We start from the raw sequence: 18,772 nt of genomic DNA on the forward strand, positions 1-18,772 counted from the left end.
GGGGCTCCTCAGGCGAACTGCATTTCAGGCACGTGGTCCGGCACGATCAGCTTGCCGGCGGTCTTGCTGACGATTTCCTCGACGCTGACCCCGGGGGCGCGCTCCTTGAGGATGAAGGCGCCGTTCTCGATCTCCAGGTAGGCCAGATCGGTGAGCACGCGCTTGATGCACTGGGCGCCGGTCAGCGGCAGGCTGCAGCGGCTGAGCAGTTTGGATTCGCCGTCTTTGGAGGCGTGGGTCATGGTGACGATGATGTTCTCGGCACCGGCCACCAGGTCCATGGCGCCGCCCATGCCCTTGACCAGCTTGCCGGGGATCATCCAGGAGGCGATGTTGCCTTGCACGTCCACTTCGAAGGCGCCCAGCACGGTGAGGTCGATATGGCCGCCGCGGATCATCGCGAAGGATTCGGCGGAAGAGAAGATCGAAGCGCCGATGCGTGCGGTCACCGTCTGTTTGCCGGCGTTGATCATGTCGGCGTCGACTTCGTCTTCGGTGGGGAAGGCGCCCATGCCCAGCAGGCCGTTTTCCGATTGCAGCATGACTTCCATGCCGTCGGGGATGTAGTTGGCCACCAGGGTCGGGATGCCGATGCCGAGGTTGACGTAAAAGCCGTCCTGCAGTTCGCGGGCGACGCGCTGAGCCATTTGTTCGCGGGTAAGAGCCATGTTTGTTGTCCTTTTAGTCGGGCTAGGGAAGGGCGATCACTTGCGCACGGTGCGCTGTTCGATGCGCTTCTCGAAGGTGCCGCAGATGACCCGGTCGACGTAGATGCCGGGGGTGTGGATCTGCGTCGGGTCCAGCTCGCCCGGCTCGACGATTTCTTCCACTTCGACCACGGTGATCTTGCCGGCGGTAGCCGCCAGGGGGTTGAAGTTCTGCGCGGTGTGGCGATAGACCACGTTGCCGAAATGGTCGGCCTTCCAGCCCTTGACGATGGCGAAGTCACCGGTGATGGACTCTTCCATCAGGTAGGTGCGGCCCTTGAATTCGCGGGTTTCCTTGCCGTCGGCCACTGGGGTGCCGACGCCGGTGGCGGTGAAGAAGGCCGGGATACCGGCGCCGCCGGCGCGCATTTTTTCCGCCAGGGTGCCTTGGGGGGTCAGTACCACTTCGATTTCGCCGCTGAGCAGCTGTTTCTCGAACAGGGCGTTTTCACCGACGTAGGAGGCGATCACCTTGCTGATCTGGCGGTCTTCCAGGAGCACGCCCAGGCCGAAACCGTCGACCCCGCAGTTGTTCGACACCACGGTCAGGTCGCGGGTACCGCGACGCTTGATCTCGGCGATCAGGTTCTCGGGGATACCGCACAGACCGAAGCCGCCGGCGATCACGGTCATGCCGTCTTGCAGACCTTCCAGGGCTTCCTCGTAGGACGCCACGCGCTTATCGAAACCTGCCATTTGCACCATCCTCTTTCTTGTTCGTTGGCGGCTGGCCAGCCGTTTGCGGATCAGTGTTGCGCTGCGGGATTGATTTGTTAAGTTGATTTTTAAGGTTGATTGATTTGAAAAACAGCATAATCAGCTCCAAGCTCCAAGCTCCAAGCTCCAAGCTCCAAGCTCCAAGCTTGCGGCTTGAAGCTTATAGCTTGCCGCTGCTCTCCTGAGGATGACAGATGACGGTTAAACAGATACGGGCCTTTCTGGCAGTGGCCCACAGTTTGAGCTTTGCCCTGGCCTGCGAACGCCTGCACCTGTCGCAGTCGGCCCTGAGCCTGACCATCAAGGCCCTGGAAGAAGGCCTGGGCGGGCGCCTGTTTACCCGCAACACGCGCAACGTCGCCCTGACCCCGGAAGGCGAGGCCCTGCTGCCTCTGGCGCGACGGCTGATCGCCGACTGGGACAACGCCGAGGACGAACTGCGCCAGCGTTTCACCCTGCAACGCGGGCGGGTGACCGTGGCGGCCATGCCGTCCTTTGCCGGCAACCTGCTGCCGCCGATCCTCAAGCACTTTCGCGCCCGTTACCCCCAGGTCAACGTCACGGTCAACGACGTGGTCAACGAGCAGGTCCTGGAAATGGTCCGCGACCGCGAGGTGGAGCTGGGGGTGGCCTTCGAACCTCAGGACAGCTCTTCCCTGCAGTTCACCCCGCTGTACGTCGACCGTTTCGTGGCGGTGGTGGCCAAGGATTCGCCCCTGGCGCAGCGCAGCCGCATCGATTGGCAGACGCTGTTGCAGGAGCCCTTTATCACCCTGCAGCGGCCGTCCATGGTGCGGGTGATGCTGGAGGATCACCTGCGGGCCCGGGGCGTGCAGTTGCCGGTGGAATTTGAAAGCCATCAGTTGGCGACCGTGGGACGCATGGTCGCCAGCGGCCTGGGCGTCAGTGCCGTGCCGGCGCTGTGTGCCCAGCATATGCGCGAGCTGGGCGGGCATTGCCTGACTCTGGACGAGCCGGTGGTGGAGCGGGCCATCGGCGTACTGACCAAGCCGGGGGACGAACTGTCCACCGCGGCCCAGGCGCTGTTCGACATCCTGCGCGAGGAAAACCTCGGCCTGCGCGTGGCAATGCTTTGAGGCTTAGCGCAGCAGGCGCTCGGCCAGCAGCGGCAGCAGTCGGTCGCAGGGCTCGCCGAGCTTGAGGTCAAGCAACTCGTCGGCGCGGGTCTTGCCGAAGTTGATGGCCAGTAGCGGCTTGCCCTGGTCAGCCACCGCTCGGCACAAACGAAACGCCGAATACGCCATCAGCGATGAACCCACCACCAGCAGGCCGGCGGCCTCGTGCACCGCCCCCAAGGCCCGGGCGGCGGTGGTCTGGGCGACGTTTTCGCCGAAGAACACCACGTCGGGCTTCAAGCGGTCGCCGTCGCAGTAGGGGCAACGGGGCACCTGGAAGCGCTCCTCGAACGCCGGGTCCAGCAGGGTGTCGCCATCCGGCGCCTGCACCGCGTCGACGCCGGCCAGGTAGGGATTGTGCGCCTCCAACTGCAGCTGGATGGCATCACGCTGGCTGCGTTGGCCGCAGTCCAGGCACAGCACCCGATGCAGGCTGCCGTGCAATTCGATGACTTCCAGGCTGCCGGCCTGATCGTGCAGGGTGTCGACATTCTGGGTGATCACTCCGGCAATCCGGCCGGCTGCCTGCAATTGCGCCAACGCCTGGTGCGCGGCATTGGGCCGGGCCTGGCGAATGCGCGGCCAGCCGAGCATGGCCCGGGCCCAGTAGCGACGACGGGCGTTGGCCTGGCTGACGAACTCCTGGTACATCATCGGCTGCTTGCCACGGCGCACGCCTTCGCTGTCGCGGTAGTCGGGGATGCCCGACGGGGTGCTGATGCCGGCCCCGGTCAGGACCATGAAAGGCTTGCCGTGCATGGCGGCGGCGAGTTGCTCGAACGGTGGGGCAGTAGGGTGGTCGATCATGGGCTGCACTCGTTTCCAGTGGCCAGGGACGCCTACCAGAAATAGACGCAAAGCCTTCGCGGCGCCAGTGTTTTACCCAAGGTTCAGCGCCGGGGGCCGAACACCGACTTGGGCGATTTGCCATAGAACCGGGTAAAGGCCGCGCTGAAGTTGCCGGGAAAGCGGTAGCCCACTTGATAGGCCGCCTGGGCCACTTGGCAGCCGCCTTCCAGCAGGCGATGGGCATGGCCCATGCGGATTTCCAGGAGCATGCGTTGCGGCGTGGTGTTGTAGTGCTCGCGCAGGCCCTGCTTGAGCTTGAACTCGTTGAGACCCACAGCGGCGCACAGATAAGCCACGCTCAAGGGCTGGTGCATCTGCTCGAACATCAGGTCGCGCACCTGCTGCAGCCGTTCAAGATCGGCGGCCTTCAGGCGTCTGCCCGGGGCGACAGGGGCGGGGGCCAGGGCCTGCAATTGCAAGGACAGCAGGCTCAGGGCGTGGATGTGCAGCTCCAGCGTTGGTGGCGGCTGCCGGCCCAAGGGTTGGGCCAGGGCACTGAGATGGCCGGCACTGGCCCGGGAAGTGGGCCCGCAGGCCAACAGCTGCAAGGCGTCCTGGCCCAGCAACTGGCGAGCCCGGGCGGGGCCCAGATACTGCTGGAGCAGGGCTTCGCCCACCAGCAGGCGCAGTTGCTCCACCGTTTCATTGGCGCCATAACGGCGTTCGCCCCGGCTGGCCTGGAAGGCGGTGACGGTGGTGTGTCCGGCGCGAAACGCCAGGCTCGAACCCTTGGCGTCCAGGTAGCCCGAGGTGCCTTGCAGGGCACAGGTGATCACCAGTAGACGGCCGGCGTGGCAACTGCTGGCCTCTTCGATCAAGGGGCGATTGGGGTGATAGCGCGAGCGCACCAGGGTCAGGTCCGGGGCCAGGGGCAGGCTCTCGAAATGGCAATCGCCCAGGGCCTGGGGCAACTGCTGGCGTGACCCGCCGCCCGGGGCCTGGCTGTGCTCGCGTGGTGCGTGGCACGGCAAGCGATAGGACTGGGAAGAACCGGGTGCAACGGCCATGTTCGCGCTCCTGCAATGGATGTTCTGCGTTTGCCATGGGAATGGATCCGTTTCCCATATGAACACGCATGATAAGCATTCTCGCTAAAAAGTAAGCTGTTTCCCACGCTGGGGTGAGCGTTGCAATCTTGCGGCGCCCCACCTGCAAAGGAGCAAGCAATGAACCCTCAGAACTTGAAAACTGCCAGTCCCCGGGGGCTCTGGCTGCGCGTGGTACTGGTCTGTGCCATGGGCCTGCCGATGCTGATCTTCTACGCCATCGGCACCCTCGGGCCCTTGCTGATCGCCGATCTTGGGGTGGCGCCCCATTGGCTGGGCTGGCTGGTGATGAGCGCCTTTGGCCTGGCGGCAGTGCTGTCCCTGTGGGCCGGGCCGCTGGTGAACCGGCTCGGCATCCGACGAGGCCTGGCCTTGCTGTTCTGGGCGACCCTGGCGGGGTATGGCCTGTTGGTCAGCTTGCCGGGATTTGCCGGGCTGCTGCTGGCCCTGGCGATCTGCGGAGTGGCCCAGGCCCTGGCCAACCCGGTGACCAATCTGCTGGTGGCCGAGTGTGTCGAGGCCCGCAGCAAGGCCGCGGTGGTGGGGCTGAAACAGTCCGGGGTGCAACTGTCCGCGCTGATCGCCGGCCTGTTGCTGCCGCCTCTGGCCGGGTCTCTGGGCTGGCGCGCAGCCCTGGCCTGCCTGCTCCTGCCGACTTTGCTGCTGGCCCTGTGGGGGCCAAAGGTGGCGCCGGGCAGCGCAGCGGGCAAGACCATGAGCCTGGAGATTCCCCGGCCGAATTCACGGCTGACGCTGCTGCTCAGCGTGCAGTTGTGTGTCGGCCTGGTGCTCTCGTCCTTCGTGACCTTTCTTGGGGTATTCGCGGCTCGCCAAGGGGTGGCGGTCGGCGAGACCGGGGCCATGGTCGCCGGGTTCGGGGTCATGGGCATCCTGGCCCGGACCCTGCTGACGCCATTGGCGGCACGTATGGCCGAGGAATCCTGGCTGCTGCTGACGCTATTGCTCCTGGCCAGCCTGGCCCTGGCGGTGACTGCCCAGGCCACGCCCCAGGCGCACTGGCCCTTGTGGTTCGGCGCCCTGGGCATGGGCCTGACCGCCGTGGCCACCCATGCCATCGCCATGAGCATGCTGCTGCGCGATCCGGCCTTTGGCAGCCCGGCCTCCGCCTCGGGTCTGCTCTCGGCGGGCTTCTTCGCCGGGTTCGCCCTTGGGCCGGTGCTGTTCGGTGCCGTGCAGCAAGGCGCGGCGGATTTTGCCAGCGCCTGGCTGATGCTGATCGCGGTCCTGCTGCTGGGGGCGGTGCTGAGTCTGCTGCTGGTGCGTGCCCGAGCTCTTGAGTCGGGCAGTGCCAACGCCAGTCCTAGAGCCTGAACACGTTCACCTGCTGCTCCAGGTTTTGCGCCAGTTGCTGCAGGGAGCGGGCGGTTTCGGTGGTTTCTTCCACGGCCTGGCTGTTCTGCTGGGACATCTGGGCGATGCGTTCGACATTGCGCGCCACATCCTGGCTGGCGGCGGTCTGTTCCCGCAGGGCCAGGGAGATCTGGTCCACCACCCGCACCACATTGCCCGACGAGGTGCGGATGTTGACGATGGCCTCGCCGGCCTGCTGGGCCAGTTCGACGCCGCTCTTCACCTGATTGACCCCGACGTCCATGCTGCTCACCGCTTCCCGGGTGCCCATCTGGATCTTGTCGACCATCTCGGTGATCTCCTGGGTCGAATTGGCCGTGCGCTGGGCCAGCAGGCGCACTTCATCGGCGACCACGGCAAAACCACGGCCCTGTTCCCCGGCCCGGGCGGCTTCGATGGCCGCATTGAGGGCCAGCAGGTTGGTCTGTTCGGCGATGCCCTTGATCACGCTGACAATGCTGGAGATCTGTTCGGCGTGCTGGCCCAGTTCGCCGATCTGACTGGCCGAAGCCTGCACGGTTTCGGCGATCAGGCGCATGCTGCCCAGGGTGTCCTGGATCACGCTGCCACCTTCCTCGGACTGACGCCCGGACTCGCTGGACAGGGCGTGGGCATCCCCGGCGTTGTCTGCCACATGGTTGATGCTCACCGTCAGCTCTTCCACCGTGGCGGCCATGGAGGAGGCCGAGTGGGACTGTTCCTGGGCCGAGGCCGAGAGCTGCAACGAGGCACTGGAAATGCTCTGGGAGGCACTGACCAACTGGTCGGCCCCCAGCTTGATCTGACTGATCATGGTCCGCAGGCGCTCCTGCATGGCGGCGAAGGCTTGCAGCAGGTTGCTCACTTCATCGCGGCCCGTGGTGCTGATGCTGCTGTCGAGACGGCCGGCGGCGATGGCCTTGGCCACCTCCACGGCCTGGCGGATACGTCCCACCAGATTGCTGGACAGCGACCAGGCAACGAGCATGGCCAGCACCGCCGCCAGCAAACCGCCACCGATCAGGACCGCCAGGGCGGAAGACTTGGCGGCGTCCATGGCCTGGCTGCGAGCGTCCTGCAGGCTTTTTTCCGCTTCGCGCAACTCACTGGTGAGTTGGCGCATGGCGTCCATCTTGGCCTTGTCGCGGCCGGCGCTGATCTGCGCGGCCATGGCTGCTGCAGGCTGGCTCCCGGCATTGATCGCCCGGCGCAGGGCCAGGTTGCCCTGGACGTCGTCTTGCAGCCACTGGTCGTGCAGGGCCTTGAGTCGCTCCAGGCGCGCCTGCTGTTCGGGGTTGTCGGCGGTGCTGTTCTTGATCCGGGCGTAGTCGTCGGTAAAGGCCTTTTCGCCTTGCTCCAGAGGTTCGAGGAAGCTGTCGCGGCCGGTCAGGGCATAACCGCGCATGCCGGTCTCGATGTTGATCAGGCTGCGCAGCAGGGCGTCGGACTGGCTCAGCACTTGGTAACTGTGGATGTTGCTTTTGACACTGCTGCTGACCTGATCGAAGCCGCGCAGGGCCGCAAGCACCAGCAGCAGGAGGATCAGCAGGACGACGCCGAAACCGGCATAGAGCTTTTGCGAAATGCTCAGATTGGAAAACATAGGAAGGACCGCTCCTAAACCGTTGACTGAATGCTTCACAAGGCCGTGCCTCGAAGACGCAGCGTGATAGCTCAATGATGTTTAAATGACATCAACGGTCCGACTTTTTCTGTACAAAAAAAGTTTCATGTACAGGAAAGTTTTTTTGCGGGGTTTGCACAGGGGCACATCGAGCATCGCCCTGAAGGGCGCTGCTCGATGTGCGGCAGGGTTCAGCTGGAGTGGGCGTTGCTGTCTTCCTCGGGATCGACGCTTTCAGGTTGCCCCGGCAACTCGGTGATCACGCTGAAATCGCTGACTTCCACCGCACCCAGGCCGTAGCCCAGGAGGTGGAAGGAGAAGGCCTTGCGGGTTTCCGGGTTGTCGAAGCTGAAGTCCATCTGCAACGGCTGGTCGGGGGTTACCAGCATCTCTTCCGGCAGGCCCAGGGGCACGTCCTGTTCCAGTTCCTTGCCCTTGAGCAGGATGTAGGCGTTCTGCTGCGGGTCGGCGGAGCGCACGGTGAAGCGCACCCGGGTCTGGGAGCCCTTGGGCATTTCCAGGTACTGGGCACCGATCAGGTTGTCGGCCCAGTCATCCTTGATCTGCGCCTGCAGCGGGATGATCGCCGGGCTGCCGAACTGATAGTGCTGGTTCAGTGGCGATTGCAGCAGGCTGCGATCCAGGTGCGCGGCCCGGGCACTGATCTGCCGGGCCCGCAGACCGCCGTACTGGCCTTGCAGGCTGGCGCTGTCGGCGATGAAACCGGGGCTGGCGTAGTAGCGGCAGCGTTGCTGGAAATCACACTCGGTGAAGGTGCCCTGGCCGTCGTGGTAGCGCAGCTTGCCGTTGGTGTAGGACATGATTTCCCGGCCCTGGGCGTAGTCGCGAAACAGCGAGCGGCCGCTGAGGCTGGCGGGCACCGGCAGGCCGAAGTAGTCCAGCACCGAGGCGCTGAGGTCGACGTGGCCGTAGGTCCCGGACTTGAGATGGGGCAGCAGGTCCTGGTCCGGGGCCAGTGTCAGGTTGAAACCCCAGGACGAGGCCAGACGCACGCCGTCGATGCCGTGGGATTCATCGGAGGTGATGATCACCAGGGTGTCCTTGAGCACCCCCTTGCGCTCCAGGCCCTTGAGGAACTGGTCGATGGCGTCGTCCAGGTAGCCGACCGCCGCCTGCTTCGGCGTCTCATAGCGCTCCAGGTAGTCCTCGGGCGCGGAGTAGGGCTGGTGGGTGCCGACGGTGAGCAGGGTGAGCATCCAAGGCTGTTTTTTCTTCTTCAACTGATCGACGTAGGTCAGTGCACCTTCGAAGAACGCCTTGTCGTCCTTGCCCCAGGGGAACTCCAAGTAGTTGTCGTTCTTGAACCACTCCAGGCCATGGGTCGCGTCAAAGCCGATGTGCGGCATGATCTTGTCTTTGGCCATGAAGCGCAGGCCGGCGCCTTGCAGGTAGTGGGTGTTGAAACCGAACTTGTGCATCTGCGCGGGCAGGCAGGCCTGGTTGCGCTGGCTCTGGGTGAGCATCTCCACGCCTTTGGGGGTGCCGTTGTCGAGCTTGTCGTAGTCGCCGCAAAGCATGGCGTACAGGCCGCGAATGGTCTGGTGGCTGTGCAGCACGTAGTCCGGGGTATTCATGCCGCGTTCGGCCCAGGCGCTGAGCTTGGGCATCAGGTCTTCCTGGTAGTGGCTGTTCAGGGCCTCGCGGTTGGTACGGATATAGGCCCCGGGAATGCCTTCCAGGGTGATCATCAGCACGTTGCGCGCGCGACCGGCGCTGGGCAGCAGCGGCTGGCCTTCGAGGTCGAGACGGGTCAGGCCGGCCATGGGCGGCGGCACATCGGCGACATCGCCTTGCAGCCAGTCTTCGACCCGCATCTGTGCCTGGCCGGTGGCAGTGGCCAGGGCCTGGTGGGGCAGATTGAACAGCTGCCACTGATCGGCTTCGCTGGGTTTCAGGTACTGGGTGGCGCCGTGGGCCAGGAACAAGCCCAGCGGCAGAATCCAGAGTGTGCGTGGCAGTGCCGGGGCCTTCACTGCGCGACTGCTGCGCTGGACCACCAGCCACAGCACCAGCCCCAGCAGCAGGGTCAGCCCCAGCTCAGGGTGGGTCAGGCCGCCGCCGGTGGAATTGCCGACAAATTGCGGGTCCACCAGGTAGTGCAGATCGGCGAGGTTGGGCATGCGGCCCACGGCACTCACCAGCTCGGCGCTGACCAGGGTCAAGAGTGCCCAGACCAGCAGCACTGGCAGCGCCAGCCACCAGGGGCGGCGGTACAAGAGCAGGGTCAGCAGACTGGCGCTGGCCAGGTCGGACAGGTACCCCAGCGGGTTGGACCAGCCCAGGGCTAGGCGCGCGCCCATTGGCACCAGCAACAGCAGGCTGAACAAGGCACACAGGGGAGCGAGAGGGTGTTGTAGGCAACGACGGATCAACTTCACAAATAACCTGCCTGTCATTAAATCTTCACACAAATGTGCGCGATGTTAACAAGAGTGGCAGGCAAGACGTTTCTTATTCGTGGGGGGAATTCAGTTTTCGCCGAGTTGCGAATTGGCCTGGGTGTTCTTCAGATTGGGCTGAGGGCCCGTGCTCAGGCGTCTGGCGGCGGTTAGGGGCGGAGCCGTACGTGGCGGGATTTACTATTTCAGAGTGTGAAAAAACCAGCACCGCTGGATCTGCTCCACGTTGATGGCGCCGAACTGTTGCAGGCGCTGGCTTGCCAACGAAAGCGTCTGCGAGGGCGGTGCCGGGCTTGCGGGGCTTTTCGCCGGCAAGCCGGCTCCTACGGGGGGCTGTGCAATTTTGTGGGGCTTATGTAGGAGCTGGCTTGCCAGCGAAGGCGTCGGCCAGGGCGGTGCAGGGCTAGCGCGCCTGTTCGCCGGCAAGCCGACTACGGGGAGCGGGCCTATTCGCCGCGGATGTATTGCTCCAGCTGGCGGATCAGATCGGCCTGTTCGGCGATGGCTTCCTTGACCAGGTCGCCAATGGACAGCAAGCCCAGCAACTGGCCGTTCTCCACCACCGGCAGGTGACGCAGGTGGCTGTCGGTCATGATGCTCATGCAGGTTTCCACGCTCTGGTGGGAGTCCACGGTAATGACCGGCGAGCTCATGATGGCGCTCACCGGGGTGCCCACTGAAGAGCGGCCGTGGAGCACCAGTTTGCGCGCATAGTCGCGCTCGCTGATGACCCCGACCACTGCGCCGTTTTCCATCACCGGCAAGGCGCCGACGTTTTTCTCGGCCATCAGCATCAGCGCTTCCAGCACCATCTGGTGCGGGGCGATGGTGTGCACTTGCTGGTTGTGCTTGGCCTTGAGTTTCAGCAGTTCTGCGACGCTCTTCATGGGGCGCTCCGATGGTTCTACGTGGGGCGGCGATGCGCCGCCCTGAGGGGTTTCTAAAGAATCGTAGAGACTGGGCCAACCGGCAAGGCTGAAAACGGCAGATAAACGGCGAAAAACGTCAGCCTGGAGGTTTTTTTCAGGGCGGCCCCCATTTGGAGGCCGTTGCCGTCAGTTGAAGCGCTGCAGGGAAAAGCTGCTCAGGTCGATTTCGCTGCGGCCCTCGACCTGTTGCTGGGCCAGGGCTTCGCCAATCGCCGCCGAGTGCTTGAAGCCATGGCCGGAACAGGCGCTGACCACGGTGACGTTGGCCAGGCGCGGATGGCGGTCGATGATGAAGCCCGAATCCGGGGTCACGGTGTAGGCGCAGACGCTGGCCTTCACCAGTTCCGGCGCCAGCCCGGCCATGTGCGGCGCCACCAGGTCGCGGAACAGGCGCTGGGCATCGGCATCGCTGGGCTGGCGGTCGAGGCTGTCCGGCTGGCTGCTGGCGCTGTACTGCTCGGTGGCGATCTTCACGCTGCCTTCGCCGGGAATCGGCGGGAAGCCGTAGCAGGTGTCGACATCGTCGGCGCTGTGGAGGATGAAGCTCGGCGAGCGCGTCGGGTAGTGTTGCGGTTCATCGAGGCGGAACCAGTACAGCTGCTGGCGACAGACCTGCAGCAGCGAGTCGAAGGGTGTCCCCAGCAGTTGCGCCGACCACATGCCGGCGCTGACGATGACTCGCCGGGCGCTGATCGACGAACCGGCGCTGATGATCTCCACCCCCTCGGCAGCGGACTTGAGCTCCAGCACCGTCTGGCCGGTGATCAGGGTCGCGCCCAGTTGCCGGGCCCGGGTCAGTTGCGCGTCGATGCAGCGCTCCGGTCGGACAAAACCGCCGCCGGGTTCGAAATAGCCCCGGGCGCTGTCATCCAGCGGGGCGAACTGCGGGAAGCGCCGGCGGATCTCGGTGGCGTCCAGCACTTGGTGCTCGATGCCATAGCGTCGGGCCAGCTCGATGCTGTTGTCGGTGAAATCCCGGGCGTCCGCCGGCCGCTGTGGGTCGGTGCTGGCGGTCATCACCAGCACGCCGCACTGCTCGAACAGCTGCACGTCCAGTTCGCCTTCCAGTTCGCGCCAGATCTGCTGCGAGCGGATCGCCAGGGGCACATAGGCCGCACCTTCACCCACCGCCTGGCGGGTGATGCGAGTGTCGCCATGGCTGGAACCCTGGTCGTGAGGCGGGGCGAAGCGGTCGATGCCCGCCACCTTCACCCCGCGCTTGGCCAGTTGATAGAGAGTGGCGGCGCCCATGGCGCCCAGGCCTACGACGACAACATCGAAATCAGGTGTCTGCACGGCAAGATCCTTGGGGGGATGAAGGCTCAGCGGTTATTGATAGTGGCCAGGGTCAAGGGCGCGATGATCCGGTGGAAGGGGGCCACCGGCAGCATGTACAGGCGCCCCAGGCCGTTATGCGGATGGACCACGGTGGACAGCACCACCGGGCGCAGGCCCTCGGCGTTCAGCGGCTGGCGGTTGAGGGACAGGTGCACGTCCAGATGTTTGTCGCGGTCCACCACCAGTACTTCATCGGGGCATTGGGAGATCAGGGTAAAGATGCCGACCCGGTCGCCGGGCTGGTAATCCTCGTCGGGGCGCGCCAGGTCGATGCGGGTCAGGCGTCCGAGGTCCTTGAGGCCGAACAGCTGCACCACGCGATTGCGCAGGCCCATCATGCGGTCGATCCAGGCCGGGGTCTGGCTCATCAGGTTCAGCAGGTGGCGCATGGCGCTGCGTTCGGCGTCGGTCGCCAGGGTGCGGCGGCAGTCGATGAAAGTCGCGCCCGGGGCCAGGGCGGCGATGCTGGAGTCACTGGGCAGTGGGCAAGGGTGAACAGCGGTTTTCATCGATACGGCTCCCTGTAGAACTGGCGGCTTGGGCTGCATGCCGATCAGCCACGCCAGAAGCGGCAAAAAATACCACTTCTTGGGGCGCAGAACTTACTGTTGTGCAGCGGCCAGTTGCCGCTGGGCAAGGGTTGCCATTGCCAGGTGGCAGCGCGCAGGGATTCGGCGGTTATCCGCGCTGCTCGGGCCGGAATCAGCAAAAACACGCACGAAGTTGCCAGTAGGTCGAAGGGACCTGTGCCGGCCATTGAACGACGGAATTGGCTGGCACGCGGACTGAATTCCGCCAACGCAATGGCTGCTTGCCACTTAAGCCTGCTGGCGGACCGCGGCTTTTTCCCCCCTGGCGGCCGGCTCGGCGTTCTGTAGCAGCAACTGGCCAAACTCCAGGGCCGCCGCCGTCTTTTCGCCGCTGCTCCAGGCCAGCAGGAAGCGCGCTCCGGGCAACCCCGGCAGGCCGTATTCACCATCGACGATGCGCAGGCCCGGGCGCAGGTCGCTGGCCATCTGCACGGTGACTCCGAGACCGGCGAGCACTGCCGTGCGAATGCCTTCCTGGCTTGGCGAGCTGAACGCCACATGCCAACTGGCGGCGCTTTCGCCCAGGGCATCAAGGCCGATCTGCCGATTGACGCAGGGGGCCGGCGCCAGGGCCAGGGGCAGCGAGGTGCCCGGGGCCAGGTCGAAGTGCTCGGCGGCGACCCAGACGAACCGGGCGCTGCGCAGCACGGTGCCACTGTCGCGCCGCCCCGGCTCCGAGAGCACCACCGCCAGGTCCAGTTCCCCGGCTTTGAGCATCTGGCGCAGGTCCAGGTAGGTGCCGACGCTGACGTCCAGGCGCACCTCGGGAAAGGCTCGGGAAAACTGGCAGAGCAGTGGCGGCAGGCGCTCCCCCATAAAGGTCTCGGGCACCCCGAAGCGCACCACGCCACTCAGCCGCGACGGCTGGAAGCGCCGGGCCAGGGCGTCCAGGGAGGCGAGGATCTGTTGCGCGTGCTGCAGCACTTCCTGGCCGTCTTCGGTCAGGCTCAGGCGCCGGGTGGTGCGCAGCAGCAGGGGCCGGCCCAGTTGCTCTTCCAGACGGCGGATCTGATGGCTGACCGCCGACTGGGTCAGGTTCAGGCGCTTGCCGGCGCGGGTGAAGCCGGCACATTCATGGACTGCGACCAGGGCCCGCAGCAGGGTGGGATCGATATTCAAGGCAGGCTGCCATTCATGATGGAGATTGCTCAATCCTACAAAATCTAATCATTTCCGTCATTGAGTGGCGTTGCCCAGACTTGACCCCTCAGTCGCCCCGGGACGGGTGGCGACACCACTTGCGGACAACCCTCGATGCCTCAACCTTCTTCACGCAACACCCTGGCCCTGGCGGCGGTCTGCCTGGCCGCGCTGATGTTCGGCCTGGAAATCTCCAGCGTGCCGGTGATTCTCCCGGCCTTGGAAGACCGTCTGCAGGGCCGCTTTACCGACCTGCAATGGATCATGAATGCCTACACCATCGCCTGCACCGTGGTGCTGATGGCCACCGGCGCCCTGGCCGATCGCTTTGGTCGCAAGCGGGTGTTTGTCCTCAGCATCGTCGCCTTCGGCCTGGCCTCGCTGCTCTGTGGTCTGGCCCAGAACATGACGGTGCTGATCGCCAGCCGGGCCCTTCAAGGCCTGGCCGGGGGCGCGATGCTGATCACCCAGGTGGCGATCCTGTCCCAGCAGTTTCGTCAGGGCCGTGAGCGCAGCCGGGCCTTCGCCGCGTGGGGCGTGGTGTTCGGCATTGGTCTGGGGTTCGGGCCGATCATTGGCGGAGCGATCCTGTCGCTGTCCAGCTGGCCGTGGATTTTCCTGGTGCACGGGCCGCTGGCGCTGCTGACCCTGGGACTTGCCGTGGCCGGGGTCGAGGAGGCCCGTCAGGCACGGGGCGGCAAGCTCGATAGCGCCGGCATCGTGCTGCTGTCGCTGGCGGTGTTCGGCCTGACCTTTGTGCTGACCCAGGGCCCGACCCTGAGCCGCTTCAGCGCCCTGGCCGTGGTGCTTGCGACCCTGGGCTGCTTCGCTGCCTTTATCCGTGCCGAGCGCCGCAGCCGGCAACCGATGTTCGAGCTGGGGGTATTCAGGAACCGCCGGTTTTCCGGGGCGTTGCTCGGTTCCATGGGGATGAATTTCAGCTTCTGGCCGTTCATGATCTACCTGCCGATCTACTTCCACGGTGCCCTGGGCTACGACAGCCTGCACAGCGGGCTGGCGCTGCTGGCCTATACCTTGCCGACCCTGATCCTGCCGCCCGTGGGCGAACGCCTGGCCCTGCGTTTCGAGGCCGGTTGGGTGATTCCTCTGGGGTTGTCCGGCATCGGCCTGGGCTTTGTGGCGATGTTTGGTGCCAGCCAGTGGGCCGCCAGCAGCGGTGTGTTCATGCTGCCCGGCGCGCTGCTGGCGGGGATCGGTCTGGGCATCTGCAATACGCCGGTGACCAATACCACCACCGGGTCGGTGCCCGCCGATCAGGCCGGCATGGCCTCGGGGATCGACATGAGTGCGCGGATGATTTCCCTGGCGCTGAACATTGCCTTGATGGGCTTGATCCTGGTGGCGGGGGTGGGCGCCTACCTGCGGCGTCACCTGAGTGGGGCGCTGGATGCCGGGCAACTGCGGGGTTGGGCGCAGCAGATTGCCTCTGGCAGCGGCTCTTTGGACGCTTTGCCGTGGCTGGCGGAAGGTACGCCGCAGGCGGCCCTGGTCCATGGCTTTGGCTGGGTCATGCTGTACGGCGGCTTGAGTGTCTGGGGGCTGGCATTGTTCAGCCTGCTGATATTCGCCCCATGGCAGCAAAAGCCAGCGGAGTCGATCGCGCAGTAGCCGCTGCCGCGTGTCAGCGAGGTTGCGAAAAGCGGTCGCAGGCCCTTGTGTTGCCCCAGCCGTTCGCAGCCTGCGGCGGCAGGGAAAGCAAAAAAGGCGCCCGAAGGCGCCAAGGATTCACCCCAACCGAGGGAGCCGGGTGAAGCCGTTCGCAGGAGTGTCGCGGTGGTAAGGCGCGACATGAACGGAAAAAGGCGAGCCGTGCCCGCCAGCGGCGGGCACCTTGAATCATTTACCCAGCTTGATCCGGGTCCAGCCGCGGTTCATCACGCGCTGGATGGCAATCGGCTGGTCCGGCACCGCGTAGAGGGTGGCCAGCACATCTTGCGGCGGGTAGGACGCCGGGTCGTTGCGGATCGCTTCGTCCACCAGTGGCGTGGCTGCCGCGTTGGCGTTGCTGTAGCCCAGGCTGTTGGTGACCTCGGCGATGATGTCCGCGCGCATCAGGAAGTTCATGAACAGGTAGGCGTTGTCGACGTTGGTGGCGTCCTTGGGGATGGCCATCATGTCGTAGAAGCTGCCGGCGCCTTCCTTGGGAATGCTGAACGCGACCTTCTCCTTGTTGCCGGCCTCTTCGGCGCGGGAACGAGCTTGCAGCACGTCGCCGGAGTAACCCACGGCCACGCAGATGTTGCCGTTGGCCAGGTCCGAGATGTACTTGGACGAATGGAAGTAGGTCACCGAAGGCCGGATCTTCATGAACAGCTCCTGGGCTTCGAGGATCTGCGCCTTGTCCTTGCTGGTCACCGGGTAGCCCAGGTAATGCAGGGCCGCCGGGAGCATCTCGGTGGGCGAGTCGAGGAAGCTGATGCCGCAGGCCTTGAGCTTCTCGGCGTTCTCCGGCTTGAACAGCAGGTCCCAGGAGTTGGTCGGGGCATCAGTGCCCAGGGCCGCCTTGACCTTGTCCGGGTTGTAGCCGATGCCGATCGAGCCCCACATGTAGGGGAAGGCGTGGGCGTTGTCCGGGTCGCTGGCGGAGGCGTTCTTGAGCAGCACCGGGTTGAGGTTCTTCCAGTTGGGCAGCTTGGACTTGTCCAGCTCCTGGTAGACCCCGGCCTTGATCTGCTTGGCCAGGAAGCTGTTGGACGGCACCACGATGTCGTAGCCGGACTTGCCGGTGAGCAGGCGCGCTTCCAGGGTTTCGTTGCTGTCGAAGACGTCGTAGGTGACGTGGATACCGGTTTCGGCCTCGAACTTCTTCAGGGTGTCCGGGGCGATGTAGTCCGACCAGTTGTAGACGCGCAGCACCTTGTCGTTGGCTTGAGCGCCGGTCACCAGTGCGCCCATCAAGGACACTGAGAGCAGGGTTTTGGCGAGCAGTATCCTGCCAGGCATTTTCATCACTACAACTCCATTTCTTATTGTGCAGATTGCTGCGTGTGCAAGGTGGATATCAGGGTGGAGACTTTCGCGAGCAAGCTCGCTCCTACAGAGACAGTGCAGACCCTGTAGGAGCCAGCTTGCTGGCGAAGAGGCCGTCAGGCCGTTGCCGGCGCGGGTACAGCAGGTTTTTTCGCCGCCGGCGGTTGCCAGGATTCGTTGGCGGTGAAGTCCATGGCTTCCTGGATCGCCCGCTTGCGGGCGGCTTCGGCGCGACGGCCGAAGTACCAGACCAGGAAGGTCACCAGGGACACCGCCAGCAGGATCAGGCTGGCCACGGCGTTGATCTCCGGTTTGACCCCCAGGCGCACCGCCGAGAACACTTCCATCGGCAAGGTGGTGGAGCCCGGGCCGGAAACGAAGCTGGCCAGCACCAGGTCATCCAGGGACAGGGCAAAGGACATCATGCCGCCGGCCGCCAGTGACGGCGCGATCATCGGGATGGTGATCAGGAAGAACACCTTGAACGGTCGCGCTCCCAGGTCCATGGCCGCTTCTTCGATGGACAGGTCCAGCTCCCGCAGGCGCGCGGAGACTACCACGGCTACATAGGCCGCGCAGAATGTGGTGTGGGCGATCCAGATGGTGACGATGCCCCGTTCCATGGGCCAGCCGATCAATTGCGCCATGGCCACGAACAGCAGCAACAGTGACAGACCGGTGATCACCTCCGGCATCACCAGCGGCGCGGTGACCAGGCCACCGAACAAGGTGCGGCCCTTGAAGCGCGTGACTCGGGTCAGCACGAAGGCCGCCAGGGTGCCCAGGGCCACCGCGGCAATGGCGGTGTAGCAAGCGATTTCCAGGGAACGCATCACCGAGCCCATCAACTGCTGGTTGTCCAGCAGGCCGACGTACCACTTGATCGACCAGCCGCCCCACACCGTCACCAGCTTGGAGGCGTTGAACGAGTAGATCACCAGGATCAGCATCGGCAGGTAGATGAACAGCAGGCCCAGCACCAGCATCAGTTTGGAAAATTCGAAGCGTTTCATGCCCGTGCCTCCATCTCTTTGGCCTGGCTGCGGTTGAACAGCAGGATCGGGATAATCAGGATCGCCAGCATCACCACCGCCAGGGCGGAGGCCACCGGCCAGTCACGGTTGTTGAAGAACTCCTGCCACAGCACGCGGCCGATCATCAGGGTTTCCGGACCGCCCAAGAGCTCCGGAATCACGAACTCGCCCACCACCGGAATGAACACCAGCATGCAGCCTGCGATGATGCCGTTCTTGGCCAGGGGTACGGTGATTTTCCAGAAGTTGTTGAAGTTGCTCGAACCCAGGTCCGAAGCGGCTTCCAGCAGGCTCTGGTCATGCTTGACCAGGTTGGCGTACAGCGGCAACACCATGAACGGCAGGTAGGCGTAGACCACGCCGATATAGACGGCGGTGTTGGTGTTGAGGATTTCCAGCGGCTGGCTGATCAGCCCGGTCCACAACAGGAAGCTGTTGAGCAGGCCGTTGTTGCTGAGGATGCCCATCCAGGCGTAGACGCGGATCAGGATCGCGGTCCAGGTCGGCATCATGATCAGCAGCAGCAAGACGTTCTGGGTTTCCTTGCCGGTCTTGGAGATGGCATAGGCCATGGGAAAACCCACCACCAGGCACATCAGGGTGCTGAGCAGCGCCACTTTCAGCGAACCCAGGTAGGCCGAGATGTACAGCTCGTCGCCGGCGAGCATGGCGTAGTTGCCCAGGTTCAGCAGCAGCTGGAATTTCTGCTCGGCGTAGCTGTAGATCTCCGAGTAGGGCGGAATCGCCAGGGCCGCTTCCGAGAAGCTGATCTTCATCACCAGGAAGAACGGCAGCATGAAGAACAGGAACAGCCAGAGGAAAGGGATGCCGATTACCAGCTTGCGACCGCTGGGCAGCATACGGAACAGCTTCTGATTGAAAGTGCTCATGGTCGAGGTAC

Annotated in this window: 16 protein-coding genes and 1 pseudogene; 3 read left to right on the forward strand and 14 right to left on the reverse strand. The window is 64.5% G+C overall.

Annotated elements, in window-relative coordinates:
* Positions 1-8 precede the first annotated feature (8 nt).
* Positions 9-668 (reverse strand): CoA transferase subunit B, encoded by a 660-nt coding sequence (locus FW796_RS21425; protein ID WP_011060620.1) that lies wholly within the window; start codon positions 666-668, stop codon positions 9-11.
* Between the two features lie 36 nt (positions 669-704).
* On the reverse strand, positions 705-1,403 hold the full coding sequence (locus FW796_RS21430; RefSeq protein ID WP_011060621.1) for a CoA transferase subunit A: 699 nt from the start codon (positions 1,401-1,403) through the stop codon (positions 705-707).
* A gap of 215 nt (positions 1,404-1,618) precedes the next feature.
* Between FW796_RS21430 and FW796_RS21435 the strand changes: the two genes are divergently transcribed.
* A complete protein-coding gene (locus tag FW796_RS21435; protein ID WP_346636020.1) occupies positions 1,619-2,521 on the forward strand; it encodes a LysR family transcriptional regulator in 903 nt (300 codons plus the stop codon).
* A 3-nt stretch (positions 2,522-2,524) separates the two neighbouring features.
* Here the strand turns inward: FW796_RS21435 and FW796_RS21440 are convergent, their stop codons facing one another.
* Together FW796_RS21440 and FW796_RS21445 are read right to left on the reverse strand one after the other, a co-directional pair.
* Complete coding sequence (locus FW796_RS21440; protein ID WP_446439977.1) at positions 2,525-3,367, reverse strand: NAD-dependent protein deacetylase; 843 nt, start codon at positions 3,365-3,367, stop codon at positions 2,525-2,527.
* An 83-nt stretch (positions 3,368-3,450) separates the two neighbouring features.
* Positions 3,451-4,416, reverse strand: coding sequence for a helix-turn-helix transcriptional regulator (locus FW796_RS21445; protein WP_346636022.1), 966 nt, complete (start codon positions 4,414-4,416; stop codon positions 3,451-3,453).
* Positions 4,417-4,575: 159 nt separating this feature from the next.
* Here FW796_RS21445 and FW796_RS21450 point away from each other — a divergent pair, with 159 nt between their 5' ends.
* A complete protein-coding gene (locus FW796_RS21450; protein ID WP_446439978.1) occupies positions 4,576-5,787 on the forward strand; it encodes an MFS transporter in 1,212 nt (403 codons plus the stop codon).
* Here FW796_RS21450 and FW796_RS21455 read toward each other — a convergent pair.
* The 7 genes and pseudogenes from FW796_RS21455 to FW796_RS21485 all read right to left on the reverse strand — a co-directional run bounded on the left by FW796_RS21455 (position 5,777) and on the right by FW796_RS21485 (position 13,825).
* Positions 5,777-6,640 (reverse strand): methyl-accepting chemotaxis protein, encoded by an 864-nt coding sequence (locus FW796_RS21455; RefSeq protein ID WP_404939968.1) that lies wholly within the window; start codon positions 6,638-6,640, stop codon positions 5,777-5,779. The genes FW796_RS21450 and FW796_RS21455 overlap by 11 nt on opposite strands.
* A pseudogene (locus FW796_RS21460) lies at positions 6,632-7,408 on the reverse strand (CHASE3 domain-containing protein); the annotation flags it as partial. The pseudogene FW796_RS21460 and the gene FW796_RS21455, both read right to left, overlap by 9 nt.
* A gap of 212 nt (positions 7,409-7,620) precedes the next feature.
* Positions 7,621-9,846, reverse strand: coding sequence for an LTA synthase family protein (locus FW796_RS21465; RefSeq protein WP_446439979.1), 2,226 nt, complete (start codon positions 9,844-9,846; stop codon positions 7,621-7,623).
* Positions 9,847-10,295: 449 nt separating this feature from the next.
* Positions 10,296-10,736, reverse strand: a complete 441-nt coding sequence (locus FW796_RS21470; RefSeq protein ID WP_123724511.1) for a CBS domain-containing protein — start codon at positions 10,734-10,736, stop codon at positions 10,296-10,298.
* 168 nt (positions 10,737-10,904) lie between these two features.
* The gene (solA, locus tag FW796_RS21475; RefSeq protein WP_446439980.1) at positions 10,905-12,074 is read right to left on the reverse strand and encodes an N-methyl-L-tryptophan oxidase; all 1,170 of its coding nucleotides are present in this window, start codon (positions 12,072-12,074) and stop codon (positions 10,905-10,907) included.
* Between the two features lie 26 nt (positions 12,075-12,100).
* Positions 12,101-12,625: a DUF2867 domain-containing protein gene (locus tag FW796_RS21480; protein WP_446439981.1), complete on the reverse strand. Its 525-nt coding sequence runs from the start codon at positions 12,623-12,625 to the stop codon at positions 12,101-12,103.
* A gap of 309 nt (positions 12,626-12,934) precedes the next feature.
* The gene (locus tag FW796_RS21485) at positions 12,935-13,825 is read right to left on the reverse strand and encodes a LysR substrate-binding domain-containing protein (RefSeq protein WP_446439982.1); all 891 of its coding nucleotides are present in this window, start codon (positions 13,823-13,825) and stop codon (positions 12,935-12,937) included.
* Positions 13,826-13,960: 135 nt separating this feature from the next.
* Here FW796_RS21485 and FW796_RS21490 point away from each other — a divergent pair, with 135 nt between their 5' ends.
* Positions 13,961-15,475: an MFS transporter gene (locus FW796_RS21490; RefSeq protein ID WP_446439983.1), complete on the forward strand. Its 1,515-nt coding sequence runs from the start codon at positions 13,961-13,963 to the stop codon at positions 15,473-15,475.
* 228 nt (positions 15,476-15,703) lie between these two features.
* Here the strand turns inward: FW796_RS21490 and FW796_RS21495 are convergent, their stop codons facing one another.
* The 3 genes from FW796_RS21495 to FW796_RS21505 form a co-directional block, all read right to left on the reverse strand.
* Positions 15,704-16,810, reverse strand: a complete 1,107-nt coding sequence (locus FW796_RS21495; RefSeq protein ID WP_404939970.1) for a polyamine ABC transporter substrate-binding protein — start codon at positions 16,808-16,810, stop codon at positions 15,704-15,706.
* A 143-nt stretch (positions 16,811-16,953) separates the two neighbouring features.
* Entirely contained in the window at positions 16,954-17,850 is an 897-nt protein-coding gene (locus FW796_RS21500; RefSeq protein ID WP_092315804.1) for an ABC transporter permease subunit, read from the reverse strand.
* A complete protein-coding gene (locus FW796_RS21505) occupies positions 17,847-18,728 on the reverse strand; it encodes an ABC transporter permease subunit (protein WP_172681993.1) in 882 nt (293 codons plus the stop codon). The genes FW796_RS21500 and FW796_RS21505 overlap by 4 nt, the downstream gene beginning before the upstream one ends.
* Between the last annotated feature and the right edge of the window lie 44 nt (positions 18,729-18,772).

The organism is Pseudomonas sp. 910_21 (genome assembly GCF_052850735.1).